The organism is uncultured Shimia sp., from assembly GCF_913054185.1.
In the GTDB taxonomy this organism is placed as follows: Bacteria; Pseudomonadota; Alphaproteobacteria; order Rhodobacterales; family Rhodobacteraceae; genus Shimia.
Window position 1 is genome coordinate 1 of the sequence record NZ_CAJXIV010000084.1, and the last position, 18,560, is coordinate 18,560.

Below are 18,560 nucleotides of genomic sequence, written 5' to 3' on the forward strand. Positions count from 1 at the left end.
GGCTTTGTAATTTCATTTACAGACATCACAACAGAACGCCGCGCCCTCCGGGCCACCTCCCAAGTCAACGAAACGCTTGAACGACACGTACAGGAACGCACCCTTGAACTTCAGGATGCTCTGGCCGAGGCCGAACGCGCCAACGCCTCCAAGTCTCGTTTTGTCGCGGCTGCCAGCCATGACCTTTTACAACCGCTTTCTGCCGCCAAACTCTACATGGCCTCTCTGGAAACAGATCTATCCGAACCTGACCAACGTGAACGTCTATCCAAAGCCACTTCCGCCCTGCAAAGCGTCGAACACATCCTCGGGGCGCTCTTGGACATCTCAAGGCTGGACAGCGGTCGCGCCGCTGTCCACAACACGCAAATCCCTCTCGGCGCCCTGCTTCGACAATTGCAAGACGAGTTTGCCCCAGTTGCTCGCGAAAAGGGCCTGCGCTTTGATTTGCGCACCACGGATTACACCGTGCATTCCGACGCAACCTATCTTCGCCGCATTCTACAAAACTTGATCGCCAACGCCCTGCGCTATACCGAGCGCGGGCGTGTCCTCGTCGCCGCTCGACGACGCGACAACAATATAGTGGTCGAAATCTGGGACACCGGTCCTGGCATTCCGATTGAACAGCAAGCCAAAGTGTTTGACGAATTTCACCGCGTGAATGCGGCCGCCAGCCCCGCCGAAGGTCTCGGCCTTGGCTTGGCCATTGTAGAACGCGCCTGCCGGTTGCTGGCCCATCCGATGCACATGCAGTCGGACCCTGGGCGCGGCACGCGATTTTGCATCACGCTACCTATTCACACAGACCAAGCCGCACCCTCCCTGCCCTCGCGGGCAGCGCCCGAGGCCGCCAATCCTCTGGCGCACCGCATTGTGCTCCTGGTGGAAAACGACGCCGAGCTGCGCACCGCAATTTCCATGACGCTGGAAAACTGGGGGGCGGATGTGCTCGCCTGCGGCAGTGACATCGAAGCGCTCGACCTGCTACGCGAAATCGACATCGCTCCAGATATGGTTCTGGCAGATTATCAGCTCGATCATGCCGCGACAGGAACAGACCTGATTGTGCAGTTGCGCAAAACCTACGGACCGCTTCCGGCCTGCGTGATTAGCGCCAACCGCGACCCAGAGTTAAAAGTGCTCTGTCACGGTCTCAACGCCCCGCTGTTACACAAACCGCTGGACCTGAATCTGCTGCGTTCAGTGCTTACCCGCTCGTAAACATATGCGCAAAACCGCAGAATTTGCACCTCCGCAAAACAGTCGCGATGCAGACGTGATACCGACGTGGCTTTTGCCTCTTCCCGCGGACCGCACCAACACCTAAAAACGATGATAGAAAAGCAGCTCGGAGCCACACTATGACCCGTCTTCAAACCGCATTGGACGCCATCGACACCGCCAACTCAAAAGACCCCAAAATAGATGACGGGCAGCCCGAAGCCCTGCTCTACGGCCAACGCATGACCGAAGAATGTAATCGGCTTTTTCCCAATGCTTCCGAAGCGTTACAAGTTGCGTCCAGAGGCCAACACATTGAACGCTGGGTGCTCAAACGGGCCAATTATCCTGAGGGCCGTGCTGGGTATTTGAAGTGGCGCCGCGACCTCGGTGCACACCATGCAAACCGTGTCTCGGAGATCATGGCGGATGCAGGTTATTCTGAAGAAGACGTGACTGCTGCCGGCGCCATGTTGCGCAAAGAAGGCATCAAGCGCAACGATCAGGTGCAAGCCCTTGAGGACATTATATGTTTTGTCTTCATCAAGTACTACTTTTCGCCATTCGCGGCCAAGCACAGCCCCGAAAAAGTGCTGAGTATCGTCGTAAAAACCGCCCGAAAAATGTCCGCCGACGCGCGATCTCGGGCTTTGCAAGAATTTGACTTACCCGATGATCTCGCGGCTGCATTTGAGGCCCCGGCTGCATGAGCCAAACACCCCGTGAAGCGCTGATTGTAGCTCACGGCCAACCGTCGGCCCCCGTCCGCCGGAGCAGTGGCTACAGGGCTTTGCAGCGGCTGTGAACCAGCAGCTCCCCAACTGGACTATTCGAGCTGCCACCCTTGCAATGCCAAACGCATTGGAGCGCCAAGTATCTGAAATCACTTCAGGGTCTTTGGTATTCCCGATGTTCATGGGGATGGTTTTTTTGTTTCAAAGATGCTGCTAAATCGGCTAGGCGACGCAGACCTGCGTGTTCTACCCCCGTTGGGATTTCATCCAAAGTTGCCTGATGTAGCGGCTCAAGGTGTCAACGCCGCGCTTGCAAACCGCGCCTGGAAACAGGGCGAGAGCCACCTCCTGTTGGCGGCGCATGGCTCAGCAAAAGGTTCCAAAGCGGCCGAATCCGCTTACGCTTTCCAAAGCGCACTTTCTAAGCGGTTTGATGCTCTAGAAATTTCCGTCGGATTTGTCGAAGAGCCCCCTTTTATGGCTGACGCCGCTCGCGCATTGCCAAAACAAAGCCTCTGCCTGCCTTTCTTCGCTTTGGGAGGCGACCATTGCCGCCACGATATCCCCGAAGCCTTTGAAAAAGCAATGTTTTCAGGCGATACGATGCCACCACTTGGGACATGGCCGGAGATTGCAAAATTGGCTGCAGAAGCGATCCAAAACGCGCGTTAAAGCGACTGACCTGTTGTGACAACTGGCTCCAACTTCATCACCTGCGCCGGGCTGTCCGGGCTCTGCGCTGCGAGGATAATTTCAGCTGCTTTCTGCCCGATTTCAAACCGATGCGCATCCGTGGTTGCCAGAGGCAAAGGCAGACCTTTAAGCAAATTCAGATTGTTAAAGCCGGCAATAGCCAAATCCTTGGGCACTGAAAGCCCTCTGGAGAGACAATACATATAAGCGCCAATCGAGAGCACATCGCTGGAAAAATAGATGCAATCAAGCTGCGGCGAACGCTGCGTTAACAGCTCCGTCAATTTGTTGCCGGTCTCAATAGACGACACCCCGGAGTAGAGCTCTTGATCACACAACGACAAGCCAGCTTCTTTGAGCTCCAACTCAAAACCCTGCATACGCTTTTCGGCACGGTAATCCTGCGGCATCTTGGTGCCGACAAAACCGATTTTCTTATACCCGGCCTTCAAAATGGTACGGGCCATTTTGCGCCCGGCTTCGAGATGTGAAATCCCTACACAGTGCTTGATTGGCTGTCCGTCAACATCCATGACTTCGACAACCGGGCAATCCGCGTTGGCCAGCATTTTGCGTGCGGCGTCATTGTGCTCTAGTCCAGCAATGACAACACCCGTAGGCCGCCAGCTCAGCATCTCACGGATAACCTCTTCTTCCTCCTGCAAATCATAACCGGTGACGCCAATCACAGGCTTCAAAGCGGTGGCCTTTAAAGTCGAGCTGATGCCCGACAACACCTCAGGAAACACTGAAGAATTCAGACTGGGCACAACCACGCCAACCAAGTTCACTGTCTTGGACGCAAGTGCGCCAGCTATGCGATTCGGCACGTATCCAACGTCCCGCGCGATCTGCTCAACCTTTTTGCGGGTCGATTCCGAAACGTCCTGCGCCCCCCGCATAGCGCGTGAGGCCGTCATTTCACTTACACCAGCCAATTTGGCGATGTCCTTGAGAAGAAGCTTTTTTCCCATGGCCGGATGGTCTGACACAACCCAGACCAAAGCAACCCCGAAAGCGCGTCGTCCAGAAGTTAATTCCTCCCCTTGATTCCCGTTGCATTTCCTTGTAGCGATAGCGCTAACGGTGGCGCTACCGAAAGCGCTGATTTGCATGTTTGGAGAATGACATGAGCATCAAGATTGCCATCAACGGGTTTGGCCGCATCGGCCGCGGCGTCCTACGCGCCCTCATCGAAAGCGGCACCAACGACATCCAAGTCGTTGCCATCAATGACCTTTCCCCTAACGACCACTTGGTGCACCTGCTCAAATACGACAGCGTCCACGGCCGCTTAAACGCCGAGGTTTCGCTGGACGGCGCCTCCATGAAAGTTGGCAATCAAACGATCCGCCTGACAGCCATCCGCGACCCACAAGAGTTGCCATGGTCGGATGTTGATATTGCCTACGAATGTACGGGTATTTTCACGGCAAAAGACAAGGCGGAGCTGCTTCTAAAGTCCGGAGCCAAGCGGGTGTTGGTCTCAGCCCCCGGCGCAAACGCAGACAAGACAATAGTGTTTGGGGTCAATGACGACACGCTGACCGCCGACGACATCATCGTCTCCAATGCCTCCTGCACCACCAACTGTCTCGCCCCCGTTGCCAAGGTTCTGGACGACGCGTTTGGCATCAAAACTGGCTACATGACCACGATTCACGCCTATACCGGTGATCAGCCAACACATGACACTAACCACAAAGACCTCTACCGTGCCCGCGCCGCAGCCTTGTCGATGATCCCGACCTCTACCGGTGCCGCACGCGCAATTTCTCTGGTTCTCCCGCACCTTAAGGGCAAACTCGAAGGCTCGGCCATCCGCGTTCCAACCGCCAACGTTTCTATGGTGGATCTGGTAATCAACACCAATAAGCCAGCCACCGTTGAGGCCATCAACGACGCGGTCAAAGCTGCCGCTGAAGGCCCGCTGAAAGGCGTGCTTGGCTATGAAGAGGCACCCTTGGTTTCCGCTGATTTCAACCACGACCCGCATTCCTCAATCTTTGCGCCCGCTCAGACCAGCGTGACAGAAGAAGGTCTGGTTCGTGTGGTAAGCTGGTATGATAATGAGTGGGGGTTCTCCAACCGCATGCTCGACACAGGCCGCCGTATGGGCGCCCTTCTGAAAGGCTAAGTTGTTATGGTTGCGCGCGTAATTCCGGTTGAACCGTTTGACCTTGTGATCTTTGGCGCAACGGGCGATCTCGCTCGCCGCAAAATCCTGCCTGGTCTCTTCCACCGGTTTCGCGCGGGCCAAATGCCAGAAGACGCAAAAATCATTGGCTCGGCGCGCTCTGACATGGACAGCGCAGGGTTTCGCGAGCTTATAGGCGCCGCTCTCACGGAGTTTGTCGAGGAAAGTTTGCGTCCCGTTGAAATGGTTGCAGAGTTTCTCGCACACCTGAGCTACGTACACATCGATGCGATGGGTGATACCGGATGGCCGGACCTAAAGGGTGTATTGCGGGAGGGAACGGTTCGCACGTTCTATCTCTCAGTCTCTCCCTCCCTTTTTGGCGCCATTGCGGAGCGTTTGAACCTAAATGGTATCGCCACTCCGGAAAGCCGAATTGTGGTGGAAAAGCCTTTTGGGCACGATCTGGAAAGCGCTCAAGCGCTTAACAAGGATCTGCTGCGTCACTTTGATGAGCAGCAAATTTACAGGATTGATCACTACCTCGGTAAAGAAACCGTTCAAAACCTGATGGCACTGCGTTTCGCCAATTCGCTGTTTGAACCCCTTTGGAACTCCACACATATCGATCATGTGCAGATCACGGTTGCCGAAAGCATCGGAGTTGCTGGCCGCGGCGGGTATTACGATCAATCGGGCGCCATGCGGGATATGGTGCAAAACCACTTGATGCAGCTGCTCTGTCTGATCGCAATGGAGCCTCCCAGTAAATTCACGTCTAATTCTGTGCGCGACGAAAAAGTCAAAGTCATTGAGGCTCTGGAACCGGTTGTACTGGACGACATCGTGCGCGGCCAATACAGATCAGGTCGTGACAACCAGAGCTATTTTGAGGACGTCGAGAACGCAAGCAGCCGCACTGAAAGCTATATTGCGCTGAAACTCGCGGTGGGCAACTGGCGATGGGCTGGTACGCCATTCTATCTGCGCACCGGCAAGCAATTGCGGGATCGAGCATCCGAAATCGCTGTTGTATTCAAAGACCCTCCTCACAATATCTTTCCAAATAAAATGGAAGGTCGCAAAGGCAATGCTTTGATCATTCGTCTACAACCGGACGAAGGCATCACCCTGCGAACAACCATCAAAGAACCGGGCCCTGGTGGCATGCGGCTCACAGAAGTTGATATGGACATGTCCTTCGCCGACGCCCTCGGTGACAGCCTAATGTCTCAGGATGCCTACGAACGTTTGATCATGGATGTGATCCGAGGCGACCAAACGCTGTTTATGCGCGGCGATGAAGTTGAGGCCGCTTGGGCTTGGGCAGACCCTTTGATCGCAGCATGGGAAGACGCGAACCAACGCCCCGTCCCTTATGACCCAGGCAGTTCCGGCCCTGAAGAAGCCCTTATGCTGATGCACCGAGGCGGACGCCGCTGGCGCCCCATCGGCGACTAAGCCCCACAAACACGTCCCAATTAGGAAGGATGGTACTTATGCCACTCCACCCAACCCTAGAAAAAGTCACAGACCGTATCATCACGCGCTCCAAACCGCATCGTGACACCTATTTGGAGCGGATGACGCAGGCTGCAAGCCAAGGTCCAGCCCGGGCCCATTTAAGTTGCTCAGGGCAAGCCCATGCCTATGCCGGGGCTGGCGATGACCAATCTGCTCTATCCACAGGCTCCGCCGGGAACCTCGGTATTGTGACCGCTTACAACGATATGCTCTCCGCGCACCAACCGTTTGAACGGTATCCGTCGCTGATTCGAGATGCCGCCCGCGCAGCCGGTGGTACTGCACAAGTTGCAGGTGGTGTTCCGGCCATGTGTGACGGCGTAACCCAAGGCGAGGCCGGAATGGAGCTGTCGCTGTTTTCGCGTGACGTTATTGCTCTGGCGGCAGGGGTGGCGCTCAGTCACAACACTTTCGATGCATCCGTTTATCTTGGCGTGTGCGACAAGATCGTCCCTGGCTTGGTGATCGCAGCGCAGAGTTTCGGACACCTACCTGCGGTCTTTTTGCCCGCAGGTCCGATGAGCACGGGCATTTCCAACGATGAAAAGGCCATGGTACGTCAACGGTTTGCCGCGGGTGAAGCAGGTCGCGCTGAACTGATGGCTTCGGAAATGGCCGCTTACCACGGTCCGGGCACCTGCACGTTCTACGGCACAGCGAACACCAATCAAATGCTGATGGAATTTATGGGGCTGCACTTGCCAGGCTCCAGTTTTGTTTCACCTAACACAGACCTGCGTGACGCCTTGACCGAAGAAGGCGCCCGCCGCGCTCTTTCGCTATCGGCACTTGGCAACAACTACACACCAACCTGTGACATCTTGGATGAAAAAGCCTTTGTGAACGGTATTGTCGGCCTCAATGCCACAGGTGGATCCACCAACCTGTTAATTCACCTGATTGCCATGGCTCGCGCGGGAGGCATCGTGTTGACCTGGGAAGACTTCGCTGAGCTTTCCGACGTGACCCCACTCCTGGCGCGTGTCTATCCAAATGGTCTGGCAGATGTGAACCACTTCCACGCGGCAGGTGGCCTAGGCTACATGATTGGCGAACTGCTCTCTGCAGGGCTTTTGCATCCAGACACAAAAACCGTCGCTGGCGAAGGACTTGAAAACTACACTCACGAACCAAAACTTCTCAACGGTGCCCTTACTTGGAAGCCCGGAACCAAAACCTCGCTCAACGACAAGATTGTGCGGCCAGCAACAGATCCGTTTGCTCCCACCGGCGGTCTCGCCCGCCTCTCAGGCAACCTAGGCACGTCGGTTATGAAAATCTCCGCAGTGGCAGAGAAACATCGCCTGGTCGAAGCTCCCGCGCGTGTGTTCCATGATCAGGACGAGGTCAAGGCCGCGTTCAAAGCGGGCGAACTAACCGAAGACGCAGTGATAGTAGTGCGATTTCAAGGCCCCAGAGCCAATGGCATGCCGGAGTTGCACAGCCTGACTCCGCTAATGTCGATCATGCAAGGCAAAGGGCTCAAAGTTGCCTTTGTCACAGACGGTCGCATGTCGGGTGCCTCTGGCAAAATTCCGGCAGCGATCCATGTCTCTCCGGAGGCGTTGGATGGTGGACCAATTGCCAAACTGCGTGACGGAGATTTGGTACGCGTGGATGCAGAGGCAGGCACACTGGAAGTCCTTGTTGAAGACTTCGAAGACCGTCCACTGGCCACGGCCGATCTGGATTCGTACCAACACGGCACTGGCCGTGAACTTTTTGCTGCTTTCCGCAACTCGGTGGGGCCAGCCACCACCGGCGCGTCCATTTTTGAAGGGTAACTCTTGATGTCAATCTCTCCACAAACTGCCAGCGAAAAAGCGCGCGAGATCTGCAACGCTGCTCCGATTGTTCCGGTACTGGTGGTCGAAGATGTCGCCCATGCGAAACCACTCGCCGAAGCCTTAGTTGCAGGCGGCCTGCCCGCTCTTGAGGTGACCTTGCGGACACCTGCTGCACTGGACGTCATACGGGCAATGGCAGATGTCCCTGGCGGAATGGTTGGTGCGGGCACATTGCTGACACCTGAAGACGTAAGAGCGGCAAAAGACGCGGGCGCCACCTTCGGTGTCTCGCCGGGTGCAACCGACACATTGTTGGACGCCTGTGAGGCAGAAGGCCTACCACTTCTCCCAGGGGCCGCCTCCGCTTCTGAGGCCATGGCGCTGCTGGAGCGCGGCTACAACATGCTTAAATTCTTCCCGGCCGAAGCCGCGGGCGGAGCCAAGTTTATTGGGTCCCTTGCCAGCCCTCTGCCCCAGATCAGTTTTTGCCCAACAGGTGGCGTGAGCCCTCAGAACGCCACTGACTATCTGTCATTGCCTAACGTGGTTTGTGCGGGCGGAAGTTGGGTCGCTCCGTCCAAATTAGTCAAACAAGGCGCTTGGGACCAAATTGAGGTCCTGGCCCGTGAGGCCTCTCAACTGCCACGCTAAGCTACCAATTGCGACGCCCGCTGATGTGATGCAGCGTGCTCTCTTCGGCAAACGGATCAACCGGTTCAGGGCGACTGAGCCGGCTGATTGTTTTTACGGCCATAACCACAGCAAGCGCGGCAAAGAACGCCCCTCCGATGGCTTGCCCCAGCAACACACCAGACGCGCCCCAATAAACACCGCCCAAAAGCGCGAGAGGCAGGGTTCCAACGGTGTGCCGCCCCCAATTCACATAGGTTGAGTAAATCGGGTGACCGAGATTGTTGAAGCAGGCGTTGCACACAAATATGACGCCGTTGAAAAACTGCAAAAGCGCAATTGGGCCACAAAACAGATAGATTAAGGTTCGCATCTCACCTTCGGCATCAAACGCGTCAGCAATCAGCCCACGCGCTAGAAACAAAATCAATGCCGACAGCAGTGTGTAGGCGAGCAGGAACCGTAGCCCAGCTTTGAGGGTGCCGCGCACGCGATCAAACAGCCCTGCCCCGAAATTCTGTCCTACAATTGGACCAATTGCCCCAGACAGTGCAAAAACCACTGCAAACGCCACCGGCATCAATCGACCAATCACAGCCATTGCAGCTACCGCGTCAGTACCATATCGCGCCATTTCACGCGTAACAATTGCCGCGCCAACAGGCGAGGCCACATTTGTCAGAATGGCTGGTCCTGCAATGCCACTGATCGCCTTTGCGTCCCGTTTGAGTTGCCCCATTGAAGGTGCAGCATATCCTTTGTGAATCCTGACGACACAAAAGACCGCATAGGCGCACATGACAACCCGCGCAGTAACGGACGCATACGCCGCACCGTCCAATCCCAAGCCCAAGCCAAAAATCAACACCGGATCCAGTGCAGCATTGACCGCACCGCCAAACACCGTGCCCATCATGGACCTTCGTGCATCGCCATGCGCTCTCAGTACCGCCATGCTCACCATGGCAAGGGACATAAATGGCATGGTTGGGATCACAATCGTCACATATCGTTTGGCCAATGCCAGTGTGTCGCCTTCAGCGCCCAACCATGACAAAATCGGATCAAGAAACACCAAAACGATCAACGGGATTGCCAGCCCAGTTAGCCCTCCCAAGATAGCAACAGACGTCGCATTCTCACGCGCCTTTTGCAGGTTTTCAGCGCCAATTGAACGCGCGGCCAACGATCCCGCCGAGATCGACAAGCCGATGTTAACTGCATTGGTGAAGAACAGCAGCGTCCCCGCATAGCCAACGGCGGCTGCAAGCGCCTTGTTGCCAAGCATTGAGATGAAGATCATGTCGACAAAATCAACCGCAAAGATCGCCATCAACCCGACGGACGAGGTCAGGGACATAACCGCCACATGGCGCATCAACGCCCCTTGTAAAAACACCGCTTTGGCCATCAGGCTCCCTGTTCGCTATCTGGTATCCAGAGGCACACACCCTGCCACCGCGTCACTTTTAAGGCCAACCCGGTTTCATGCGCCCTCAAAAGAAAACGCCGCTCCAAAAGAGCGGCGTTTCATATTTCTAGGCGCTTCAGTTACCCGCCAAAGTCATCCAACATGATATCTTCACGATCCACGCCAAGATCAAGCAGCATGTTGATCACAGACTGGTTCATGATGGGCGGACCACACATGTAGAATTCACAGTCTTCCGGCGCAGGGTGGCTCTTGAGGTATTCTTCAAAAAGCACGTTGTGAATGAAGCCAGTATAGCCGTTCCAGTCATCTTCCGGCAGCGCATCAGACAACGCCACGTGCCAGTCAAAGTTGTCAAACTCTGCCGCCAGTCCATCAAAGTCCTCGACAAAAAACATCTCACGTTTGGACCGGGCGCCGTACCAGAACGAAATCTTTCGATCTCGGTTTTGCAAGCGTTTGAGCTGGTCAAAGATATGGCTGCGCATTGGCGCCATGCCAGCTCCGCCACCAATAAAGACCATCTCTTTTTGGGTGTCGCGCGCAAAAAACTCGCCAAATGGGCCTGAGATAGTAACTTTGTCACCAGGTTTCAGATTGAAAATGTACGACGACATTAGACCCGGAGGAATGCCCTGACTGCCTGGTGGCGGCGAGGCCACACGCACGTTTAGCATGATCAAACCTTTTTCATCCGGGTAGTTCGCCATCGAATACGCACGTTCAACCGGCTCACTCACATTCGATTCATACTGCCACAGGTTAAACTTATCCCAGTCTTCCTGATACTCTTCCTCGATCGCAAAGTCTTTGTAGCTCAGCTTGTGCGCAGGCGCCTCAATCTGAATATAGCCACCGGCACGGAAGTTAACGTCCTCGCCTTCGGGCAGTTCCAGAACCAAGTTCTTGATGAAAGTTGCGACGTTTTCGTTGGAGCGCACTGTGCACTCCCACTTCTTAACGCCAAACACCTCTTCAGGCACTTCGATGTCCATGTCCTGCTTCACGGCAACCTGACAAGACAGACGGTCGCCACAAGCGGCATCACGCTTGGTGATGTGTCCTTCCTCAGTTGGCAAAATTGAACCGCCGCCGGAATGGACCCGCACCTTGCATTGCGCACATGTTCCGCCACCGCCACAGGCAGACGGGACAAATAGTTTTTGTTCCGCAAGTGTTTGCAGAAGCTTACCACCTGCGGGCACAGATATGGTTTTCTCGCCGTTGATGGTGATTTCAACGTTGCCGGTGCTCACCAGTCGCGAGCGTGCCGCCAAAATGATGGTGACCAGCGCCAGAACGATCAGGGTGAAGAGAACAACCCCTAGAGTAAATGTTTCCATCTCGCCTACCCCTTAAAGTTTCACGCCGGAGAAGGACATGAAGGCCAAAGCCATCAGACCTGCGGTAATAAAGGTGATGCCTAGGCCCTGCAGACCATCGGGAATGTCGGAATATTTCAGCTTTTCACGCACCCCCGCCATGGCGGTGATCGCCAGCGCCCAACCAAAGCCGGAGCTCAGACCATAGGTCACGCTTTCGGCGATGTTGTAGTCACGTTCCACCATAAACAGCGAGCCACCCAGGATGGCGCAGTTCACGGTGATCAGTGGCAAGAACACACCCAGCGCGTTGTAAAGCGGCGGGAAGAACTTATCGAGCACCATCTCAAGGATCTGAACCATCGCCGCGATCACGCCGATGTAGCAAATCAGACCAAGGAAAGTCAGATCCACATTTGGGAAACCCGCCCACGCCAGCGCTCCAGGCGCCAGCAGATAGGTGAGAAGCAGGTTGTTGGTTGGAACCGTAATGGCCTGGACCAGCATCACAGAGATACCCAATCCAAGCGCAGTCGAGATCTTCTTGGACACGGCGATGAACGTACACATGCCGAGGAAGAAGGAGAGCGCGAGGTTCTCAACAAAGACAGCCTTTACGGCTAAAGAGAGAAGCCCTTCCATTAGTGGCCCTCCACAACTTGAATTTTATATTCACGCTCTTCCACCTGCTCAGGTTTCCAGGCACGCACAGCCCAGATCAGCAAGCCGATGATGAAGAACGCCGAAGGTGGCAAAAGCAACATGCCGTTTGGCACATACCAGCCACCGTTGTTCACGGTGGGCAGGATTGTGATGCCAAACAGGCTGCCTGCACCGAACAGTTCACGAATGAAGCCCACAACCAGCAACAGCGCACCATAACCAAGGCCGTTGCCGACCCCGTCAATGAAGCTGTCGATTGGTGGGTTCTTCATCGCGAATGCTTCCGCGCGCCCCATCACGATACAGTTCGTGATGATCAGGCCTACAAACACCGAAAGGGTCTTGGAGACGTCATATGCGTAAGCTTTCAGAACCTGGTCCACGATGATCACCAGTGAAGCGATGATCACCATTTGCACGATAATACGGATGGAGCCGGGGATTTGGTTGCGCAGCACCGAAATGAACATCGAGCTGAACCCGGTCACGGCGGTCACGGCAAGCGCCATCACGAAGGCCACTTGCAGCGAGGAGGTCACCGCCAGCGCAGAACAAATGCCCAGAACCTGCAGCGTGATCGGGTTGTTGTCGACAAGCGGGTCGACCAGAAGGTCTCTTTTTGTCTGAGCCATCAGATCTCTCCTGCTTTGAGGTTTTCAAGGAACGGGCCAAAGCCAGCTTCGCCCATCCAGAACCGCACAAGGTTGTCGACACCAACAGACGTCAACGTTGCCCCAGCAAGCGCATCAACATGGTAATCAACTCCGGCAGGCGGCACGGACTTGGCAACTGTGATCTGCAAGCTGCCGTCTTCATCTGCCAGCTTTTTACCACCCCACAGCGTTTTCCAACGTGGGTTATCCACCTCGGCACCAAGACCCGGTGTCTCGCCATGGTCGTAGAACTGTAGACCAAAAATGTCGTTGCCGTTTTCTTCAAGCGCGATGAACCCATAGAGCGTTGACCAAAGGCCATAGCCATGGATCGGCAGGATCACCTTATCCAGAGACCCGTCGTCATTGCGCAGCATGTAGACCGTTGCGAATTTCGTCTGACGACCAATGCCTGCCGGATCGTCACTCAGGCGAATAGAAAGCTCAGGGTCAGCCGCCGCGGCTCGGTCATCAAAGGTGGGGGCGTCAAAAGCGTCGGTGATCGTACCTGTTTCCAGTTCCACCACCTGTGGCTCAAACACACTGAAGCCTTCCAGCACGTCCATGCCCGGTTCATAAAGGCCGGCCACCTGAAGAACGTTGGCTTGTTTGTCCTTGAGCTTGTTCTGCTCCTGCAGCGGACGAAGCGCCACAGACACAGCAGACACAATCATCGAGGCCACAAGGCACAGGCTGACAGCGATGAAGACCGTCTTGCCAACACTGTCTGGCGGAGCCGCCAGAAAGCGGGCAATAGGCCCTTTGTTTTGGTTGGGAGCGTCAGACATTACGACGGGCCCTCCGTTTGATATTTGCTTGCACAACAAAGTAGTCGATCAGCGGTGCAAAGACGTTGCCGAAGAGGATCGCGAGCATCATGCCTTCTGGGAAAGCTGGATTGATCACGCGGATCATGACAACCATGAATCCGATCAGCGCACCGTAGATGTAGCGGCCCATGTTGGTGTGTGATGCAGACACTGGCTCGGTGACCATGAACACCATGCCAAACGCAAAGCCGCCCACTACAAAGTGCCAATACCAAGGCATAGCAAACATTGGATTCGTGTCGGACCCAATCAGGTTGAGCAGTAGCGAGAAGCCAATCATGCCAGCCATACAGCCAACTACAAGGCGCCAATTGGCGATTTTTGTGATCAGAAGGAAGGCCAGACCAATCAGACAGGCCAATGCGGACACTTCGCCGATCGACCCTTGGACAGTTCCCACAAAGGAATTCATCCAGTTCATACCGTTTGCGGCCAGCTCCTGGTAACCCTGGGACGCACCAACCGACAGCGCGGTTGCGCCAGAAAAGCCGTCCACTGGTGTCCAGATCGTGTCACCAGACATATTTGCGGGATACGCGAAGTAGAGGAACGCACGTCCAGTCAGCGCTGGGTTGAGGAAGTTTTTGCCGGTGCCGCCAAAGACTTCTTTACCAATCACCACACCAAAGCTGATACCAAGCGCGACCTGCCACAATGGCGCGGCTGGAGGCATGATCAGTGCGAAGAGCATGGAAGTAACAAGGAAGCCTTCGTTGACTTCGTGGCCGCGTACTGTGGCAAACAGCACTTCCCAAATACCACCTACCACAAGTGTGGTGATGTAGATGGGTAAGAAATATAGCAACCCATGTGCAAAGTTTGCCAGCGGGTTTGAGGCGTCAAAGCCTATGCCTAGCATGGAGATGATCCACGCACGCCACCCGGATGGGTCGATAGTCTCGTAAGCCGAGTTGACTTGAAGACCGACGTTATACAGCCCCATGATAATACAGGGGATGGTCGCGATCACGACGTAAGTCATGATCCGCTTCATATCGACGTAAGAACGCGCGTGTGGCGCGGCTTTGGTCACAGTCTTTGGTGTATAGATGAAGCTCTCGACCATTTCATAGATCGGGAACAGTTTTTCGTATTTGCCGCCTTTTACAAAGTGCGGCTCAATACGATCAAAGAAGTTGCGCAACCCCATGGTTAACCCTCCCTCTCAATCTTGGTCAGGCTATCGCGGAGTGCTTCGCCATATTCATATTTTGCGGGGCAAGAGAAGCCCACGAGACCGAGGTCTTCTTCGTCCAGTTCCAGCGCTCCCAGCTTTTGTGCTTCATCGGTGTCCATCACCAACAAGGCCCGCAGCAGTTGCGTCGGCAGGAAGTCCTGCGGCATCAGGTTTTCGAAGGTGCCCAGCGGCACCATCGCACGGCGACCACCGTTCAAATTGGTGCTCAGTGGGTAAAGCTTCTTGGAGAAAGCGGACCCCAGGACAGGCAGGAGGCTGTATTTCGACGGCATCGGACGAATCCAACCCATCGGGATCTGTTTGTGATCCTCTTCCATGATCGTCACTTGACGCGCATAACGCCCTAGGAACGTCACAACGTCTTCGCCAGCCTGACCGCTCAAAACCGAACCAGACACCAAACGTACCGGAAGGTCAGAGGAAATCTCGCCTTTGGTCAGTTCGAGGAGAGAAGCCCCTTCCACGGTACGCACCAAACGCGGTTTGTCGCAGAGCGGGCCGCTCAAAGCGATTACCCGGCTGGCGTCAATCTTGCCGGTCTCCAGCAAGCGACCAATGGCGATTACGTCTTGGTATCCAACGGTCCATACGGTTTTGGAGGCCGATGGCGGCTCCAGGAAATGCATGTGTGTGCCAGCCAGGCCAGCAGGATGTGGCCCAGCGAAGGTCGCCACAGTCACACCATCAGCACTTGGCACTTTGGCACCCTGCGCGTGGCACAGATACGTCGCGCCGTCGGTTAGTTTTGCAATTGCAGCTAAACCATCAGCAAAGGCACCACCAGCATCTGCAATCACAACCGCGGGATCACCAGCCAAAGGCTCTGTGTCCATCGCGTTTACATAGATCGCAGCGGCCGCAGCATCCGGTGTCGGAACCTTCGAATAAGGCCGCGTACGGAACGAGGTCCAGAGGCCTGCGGCACAAAGCCGCTCCACCAGACCTGCCCGGGTAGACACATCGCCAATAGCTGCAAAGTCTTTTGGTTCGGTGGCCGAAGAATCAACTTCGATTTCCACACTGAGCAAAACGCGCCGTGCTCCGCGGTTAATCGCCTTCACACGCCCGGACACTGGAGAGACGACTTTCACGTCCATCGTGTCTTTGTGTGCAAGAAGCGGATCACCTGCGGCCACCACATCTCCTTCTGACACGGAGATACGCGGCTTCAGTCCTATATAGTCGCCCCCCAACACGGCAACGGTGTTTACCGGAGCAGCATCGTGTATCTCTCCCGAGGCCGGCGCGCCGGTGATCGGAAGATTCAGGCCTTTTTTGAGCGCAAAATGCTGCACGTCAATCACATCCCGTCGTTTCTGTTCGTCTTCGATTTTTCTGATCTGTCGCGCATGCCTATACGTGTTCCATGCGCGCGCAGCCAGCCCTTAAACTGCCACTTTTCTATTGTTTCTCCCCTTTGAGAGCAATAAAGATCGTCAACAATAGCGCGGATACCCCGCAGCCTTGGAATTCCGGGCCGTGGCGTTGTATCGTTCCCGCAATGCACAGAGAACCTCTTAAAATGACAGCTCTCTCTCGACGCAGCTTTATCTTCATGACCTTGGCGCTTGCTGCCTGCAAACGCGGTGCAGCGGATATTTTGTTAAGCGGTCAGACAATGGGCACCTCCTACACGGTGGTGGCCGTTGAGCCACGCGGCGGCTTGGATGAAGATGCCCTCAAGACCGCCATTGATGCTGTGTTGGTGGATATTGATCAAAAGATGTCCAACTGGAATCCGGCCTCCGAGATTTCTCAGATCAACGATCTGAAGGCCGATACGCCTTTCACGTTGAGCCCGGACATGGCGTCGCTTTTGCAATCGGCCAATGACGTGCACCAAGCAAGCGACGGCCAGTTTGACCTCACACTTGGTCCGTTAATTGACCTCTGGGGGTTTGGTGCCCAAAAGCCAACTGGTCGCATTCCAAAAAATTTCGATGTTGCCACTGCCATGCACTCCGTTGGCCAATCTGGCGTCCTCTCGATGGAGTCAAGCATACTCACGAAAACCCACGACAGCACCCAAATGTACCTTTCCGCTATCGGAAAGGGTTTTGGCGTCGATAGATTGGGTGACACGGTGAGAAGCTTTGGTGTCACCGACTTCATGGTGGAAATTGGCGGCGACATCATCACATCGGGTCAGAATGCTGAAGGGATGCCTTGGCAGATCGCCATTGAAACACCTGACGCGCGACAGCGCAGCTATCTCAAGGTGCTGGGCGTTTCCGGTCTCGGCATGGCCACTTCAGGTGATTACCGGAATTACTTCGAACAAAATGGCATTCGCTACAGCCACATTCTGGACGCGACCACCGGTCGACCAGTGACGCACGCATCAGCCTCCGTCACAGTCTTAACCCAAAACGCCATGCTGGCTGACGCCTGGGCCACTGCGCTTCTGGCGCTCGGCCGACAACGTGGCATCGAAATTGCTAAGCGGCAAAATCTCGCGGCCTTGTTTATCGACCGCGAGGTCACATCTGGTAAGATGCACTTCAAAACCTACGCCACCGATCAATTCGACAGCATTCAACACAGCTAACCTCTTCAAAGGACACCAAGCGATGGAAACCTTTATGCTCACATTCGTTTTGTTACTTCTCGTAACGCTGGGAATGGCCGTCGGCGTGATGTTTCGCGGACGCACCATCAAAGGATCATGTGGCGGACTCAACGCAATCAGCGGTGCGGACAAATGCGTGGTCTGCAGCAAAGACATTGACCCGGACAGCCCTTTGCACGAACGCCTGCAATGCCCCCGTGCCAAGAAAATGCTGGAGCAGATGGAAGAAGAAGACCGCACTTAGCTAAGATAGTATCTACTACGCATAAAAACACCCGCTGTTTGGCATCTTATCCATTTGTAGAAAGCGGCATCAAGCCCACGATCAAAAGACAGAGCGCGGCCGTCAACCCAAACAGCCAGAGCTGCCAGCGTGGCCCCTCCTCTTTCCACGCACGACGATAGCGATGGCCCGCCAAGCAAGCCAAAACAAATAGCACGGTGGCGAGCCACGGCGAAAGCACAACGTCAGGCAAAAGAAAATTCCCCAAAAGCAGATTCAGCAGTTAGGCTGGACACATAAAGACAGTGTATTTTCTACGCAAGGAGCCCTAAATGCCCAGTTCCTATCAAGCCCCAAACCGCAAGTCGGAGGGTAAGGCTAAAACCACAAGCCAATCCACGGACACGAATACATCGTCTGACGTGGCTACGGTGCAAAGAGTTTTGGATCACAAAGGCGGAAGTGTTTTCTCAATTCGTCCGCAAGACACGCTTGGGGACGCTGTCAAAGTGCTTAGAGACCGTCGCATTGGCGCCCTCCTGGTCACCGATGCAAATGGCTCGTTGCAAGGTATTTTGTCAGAGCGCGACATTGTTCGCAAACTCGCAGAAACTCCTGGACAAACACTTCCTCAACAGGTTTCGGACGTCATGACCACCGCGGTGCAGACTTGTACGCCCGACGAGCCGATGGTGTCAGTGTTACGCCGTATGACCGAAGGCCGCTTCCGGCACATGCCAATCGCTGATGGAACAGGTCTTGTCGGAATGATTACAATTGGGGATTTGGTCAATTATCGCCTTATGGAACTTGAACATGAGGCCCTGCAACTTAAGCAACTGATAGTTGGCTGAACCTTAAACGCTTCCTAAAAAGACAAAGGGCCGAGTGATCGGCCTTTGAAAATCAAATCCTCAGAGAGATTTGGTGCGGTCGAGAAG

At 55.0% G+C, this 18,560-nt stretch carries 18 protein-coding genes; 10 read left to right on the top strand and 8 right to left on the bottom strand.

The window, feature by feature from the left end; genetic code table 11:
* From QZ517_RS15485 to QZ517_RS15495, 3 genes are all read left to right on the top strand, one after another.
* Positions 1-1,224, top strand: a 1,224-nt coding sequence (locus QZ517_RS15485) for a hybrid sensor histidine kinase/response regulator (protein WP_294228425.1), incomplete at its 5' end; no start/stop codon positions are given.
* A 140-nt stretch (positions 1,225-1,364) separates the two neighbouring features.
* Positions 1,365-1,934 carry a DUF4202 domain-containing protein gene (locus QZ517_RS15490; protein WP_294228426.1) on the top strand — a complete coding sequence of 190 codons (570 nt, stop codon included), beginning with the start codon at positions 1,365-1,367 and terminating at the stop codon, positions 1,932-1,934.
* Positions 1,935-2,231: 297 nt separating this feature from the next.
* The gene (locus QZ517_RS15495; RefSeq protein ID WP_294228428.1) at positions 2,232-2,630 is read left to right on the top strand and encodes a CbiX/SirB N-terminal domain-containing protein; all 399 of its coding nucleotides are present in this window, start codon (positions 2,232-2,234) and stop codon (positions 2,628-2,630) included.
* On the opposite strand, the gene QZ517_RS15500 is transcribed toward QZ517_RS15495, so the two are convergent.
* A complete protein-coding gene (locus QZ517_RS15500; protein WP_294228429.1) occupies positions 2,627-3,625 on the bottom strand; it encodes a LacI family DNA-binding transcriptional regulator in 999 nt (332 codons plus the stop codon). The two genes, QZ517_RS15495 and QZ517_RS15500, sit on opposite strands and share 4 nt — an antisense overlap.
* A 155-nt stretch (positions 3,626-3,780) precedes the next feature.
* Here QZ517_RS15500 and gap point away from each other — a divergent pair, with 155 nt between their 5' ends.
* The 4 genes from gap to QZ517_RS15520 are packed head-to-tail and all read left to right on the top strand — an operon-like array spanning position 3,781 to position 8,750.
* Positions 3,781-4,788, top strand: a complete 1,008-nt coding sequence (gene gap, locus QZ517_RS15505) for a type I glyceraldehyde-3-phosphate dehydrogenase (protein WP_294228430.1) — start codon at positions 3,781-3,783, stop codon at positions 4,786-4,788.
* A gap of 6 nt (positions 4,789-4,794) precedes the next feature.
* Positions 4,795-6,249 (top strand): glucose-6-phosphate dehydrogenase, encoded by a 1,455-nt coding sequence (zwf, locus tag QZ517_RS15510; protein WP_294228431.1) that lies wholly within the window; start codon positions 4,795-4,797, stop codon positions 6,247-6,249.
* A gap of 38 nt (positions 6,250-6,287) precedes the next feature.
* Complete coding sequence (gene edd, locus QZ517_RS15515; protein ID WP_294228432.1) at positions 6,288-8,096, top strand: phosphogluconate dehydratase; 1,809 nt, start codon at positions 6,288-6,290, stop codon at positions 8,094-8,096.
* A 6-nt stretch (positions 8,097-8,102) separates the two neighbouring features.
* Positions 8,103-8,750, top strand: coding sequence for a bifunctional 4-hydroxy-2-oxoglutarate aldolase/2-dehydro-3-deoxy-phosphogluconate aldolase (locus QZ517_RS15520; RefSeq protein ID WP_294228433.1), 648 nt, complete (start codon positions 8,103-8,105; stop codon positions 8,748-8,750).
* A gap of 1 nt (position 8,751) precedes the next feature.
* Here QZ517_RS15520 and QZ517_RS15525 read toward each other — a convergent pair whose 3' ends face one another.
* From QZ517_RS15525 to QZ517_RS15555, 7 genes are all read right to left on the bottom strand, one after another.
* A complete protein-coding gene (locus QZ517_RS15525; RefSeq protein ID WP_294228434.1) occupies positions 8,752-10,140 on the bottom strand; it encodes an MATE family efflux transporter in 1,389 nt (462 codons plus the stop codon).
* A 140-nt stretch (positions 10,141-10,280) separates the two neighbouring features.
* The gene (nqrF, locus tag QZ517_RS15530) at positions 10,281-11,504 is read right to left on the bottom strand and encodes an NADH:ubiquinone reductase (Na(+)-transporting) subunit F (RefSeq protein WP_294228435.1); all 1,224 of its coding nucleotides are present in this window, start codon (positions 11,502-11,504) and stop codon (positions 10,281-10,283) included.
* Between the two features lie 12 nt (positions 11,505-11,516).
* A complete protein-coding gene (gene nqrE, locus QZ517_RS15535; protein ID WP_164645323.1) occupies positions 11,517-12,125 on the bottom strand; it encodes an NADH:ubiquinone reductase (Na(+)-transporting) subunit E in 609 nt (202 codons plus the stop codon).
* Positions 12,125-12,778: an NADH:ubiquinone reductase (Na(+)-transporting) subunit D gene (locus QZ517_RS15540; protein ID WP_294228437.1), complete on the bottom strand. Its 654-nt coding sequence runs from the start codon at positions 12,776-12,778 to the stop codon at positions 12,125-12,127. The genes nqrE and QZ517_RS15540 overlap by 1 nt, the downstream gene beginning before the upstream one ends.
* Entirely contained in the window at positions 12,778-13,587 is an 810-nt protein-coding gene (locus tag QZ517_RS15545) for a Na(+)-translocating NADH-quinone reductase subunit C (RefSeq protein ID WP_294228438.1), read from the bottom strand. The genes QZ517_RS15540 and QZ517_RS15545 overlap by 1 nt, the downstream gene beginning before the upstream one ends.
* On the bottom strand, positions 13,580-14,779 hold the full coding sequence (locus QZ517_RS15550; protein ID WP_294228439.1) for an NADH:ubiquinone reductase (Na(+)-transporting) subunit B: 1,200 nt from the start codon (positions 14,777-14,779) through the stop codon (positions 13,580-13,582). Before QZ517_RS15550 ends, QZ517_RS15545 begins: the two co-directional genes overlap by 8 nt.
* 2 nt (positions 14,780-14,781) lie before the next feature.
* Positions 14,782-16,122 carry a Na(+)-translocating NADH-quinone reductase subunit A gene (locus QZ517_RS15555; protein ID WP_294228445.1) on the bottom strand — a complete coding sequence of 447 codons (1,341 nt, stop codon included), beginning with the start codon at positions 16,120-16,122 and terminating at the stop codon, positions 14,782-14,784.
* Positions 16,123-16,349: 227 nt separating this feature from the next.
* On the opposite strand from QZ517_RS15555, the gene QZ517_RS15560 reads away from it, so the two are divergent.
* The 3 genes from QZ517_RS15560 (at position 16,350) to QZ517_RS15575 (ending at position 18,473) form a co-directional block, all read left to right on the top strand.
* The gene (locus QZ517_RS15560) at positions 16,350-17,375 is read left to right on the top strand and encodes an FAD:protein FMN transferase (RefSeq protein ID WP_294228440.1); all 1,026 of its coding nucleotides are present in this window, start codon (positions 16,350-16,352) and stop codon (positions 17,373-17,375) included.
* A gap of 22 nt (positions 17,376-17,397) precedes the next feature.
* Positions 17,398-17,640, top strand: a complete 243-nt coding sequence (nqrM, locus tag QZ517_RS15565; protein ID WP_294228441.1) for a (Na+)-NQR maturation NqrM — start codon at positions 17,398-17,400, stop codon at positions 17,638-17,640.
* A 311-nt stretch (positions 17,641-17,951) separates the two neighbouring features.
* The gene (locus QZ517_RS15575; RefSeq protein ID WP_294228444.1) at positions 17,952-18,473 is read left to right on the top strand and encodes a CBS domain-containing protein; all 522 of its coding nucleotides are present in this window, start codon (positions 17,952-17,954) and stop codon (positions 18,471-18,473) included.
* Positions 18,474-18,560: the final 87 nt, after the last annotated feature.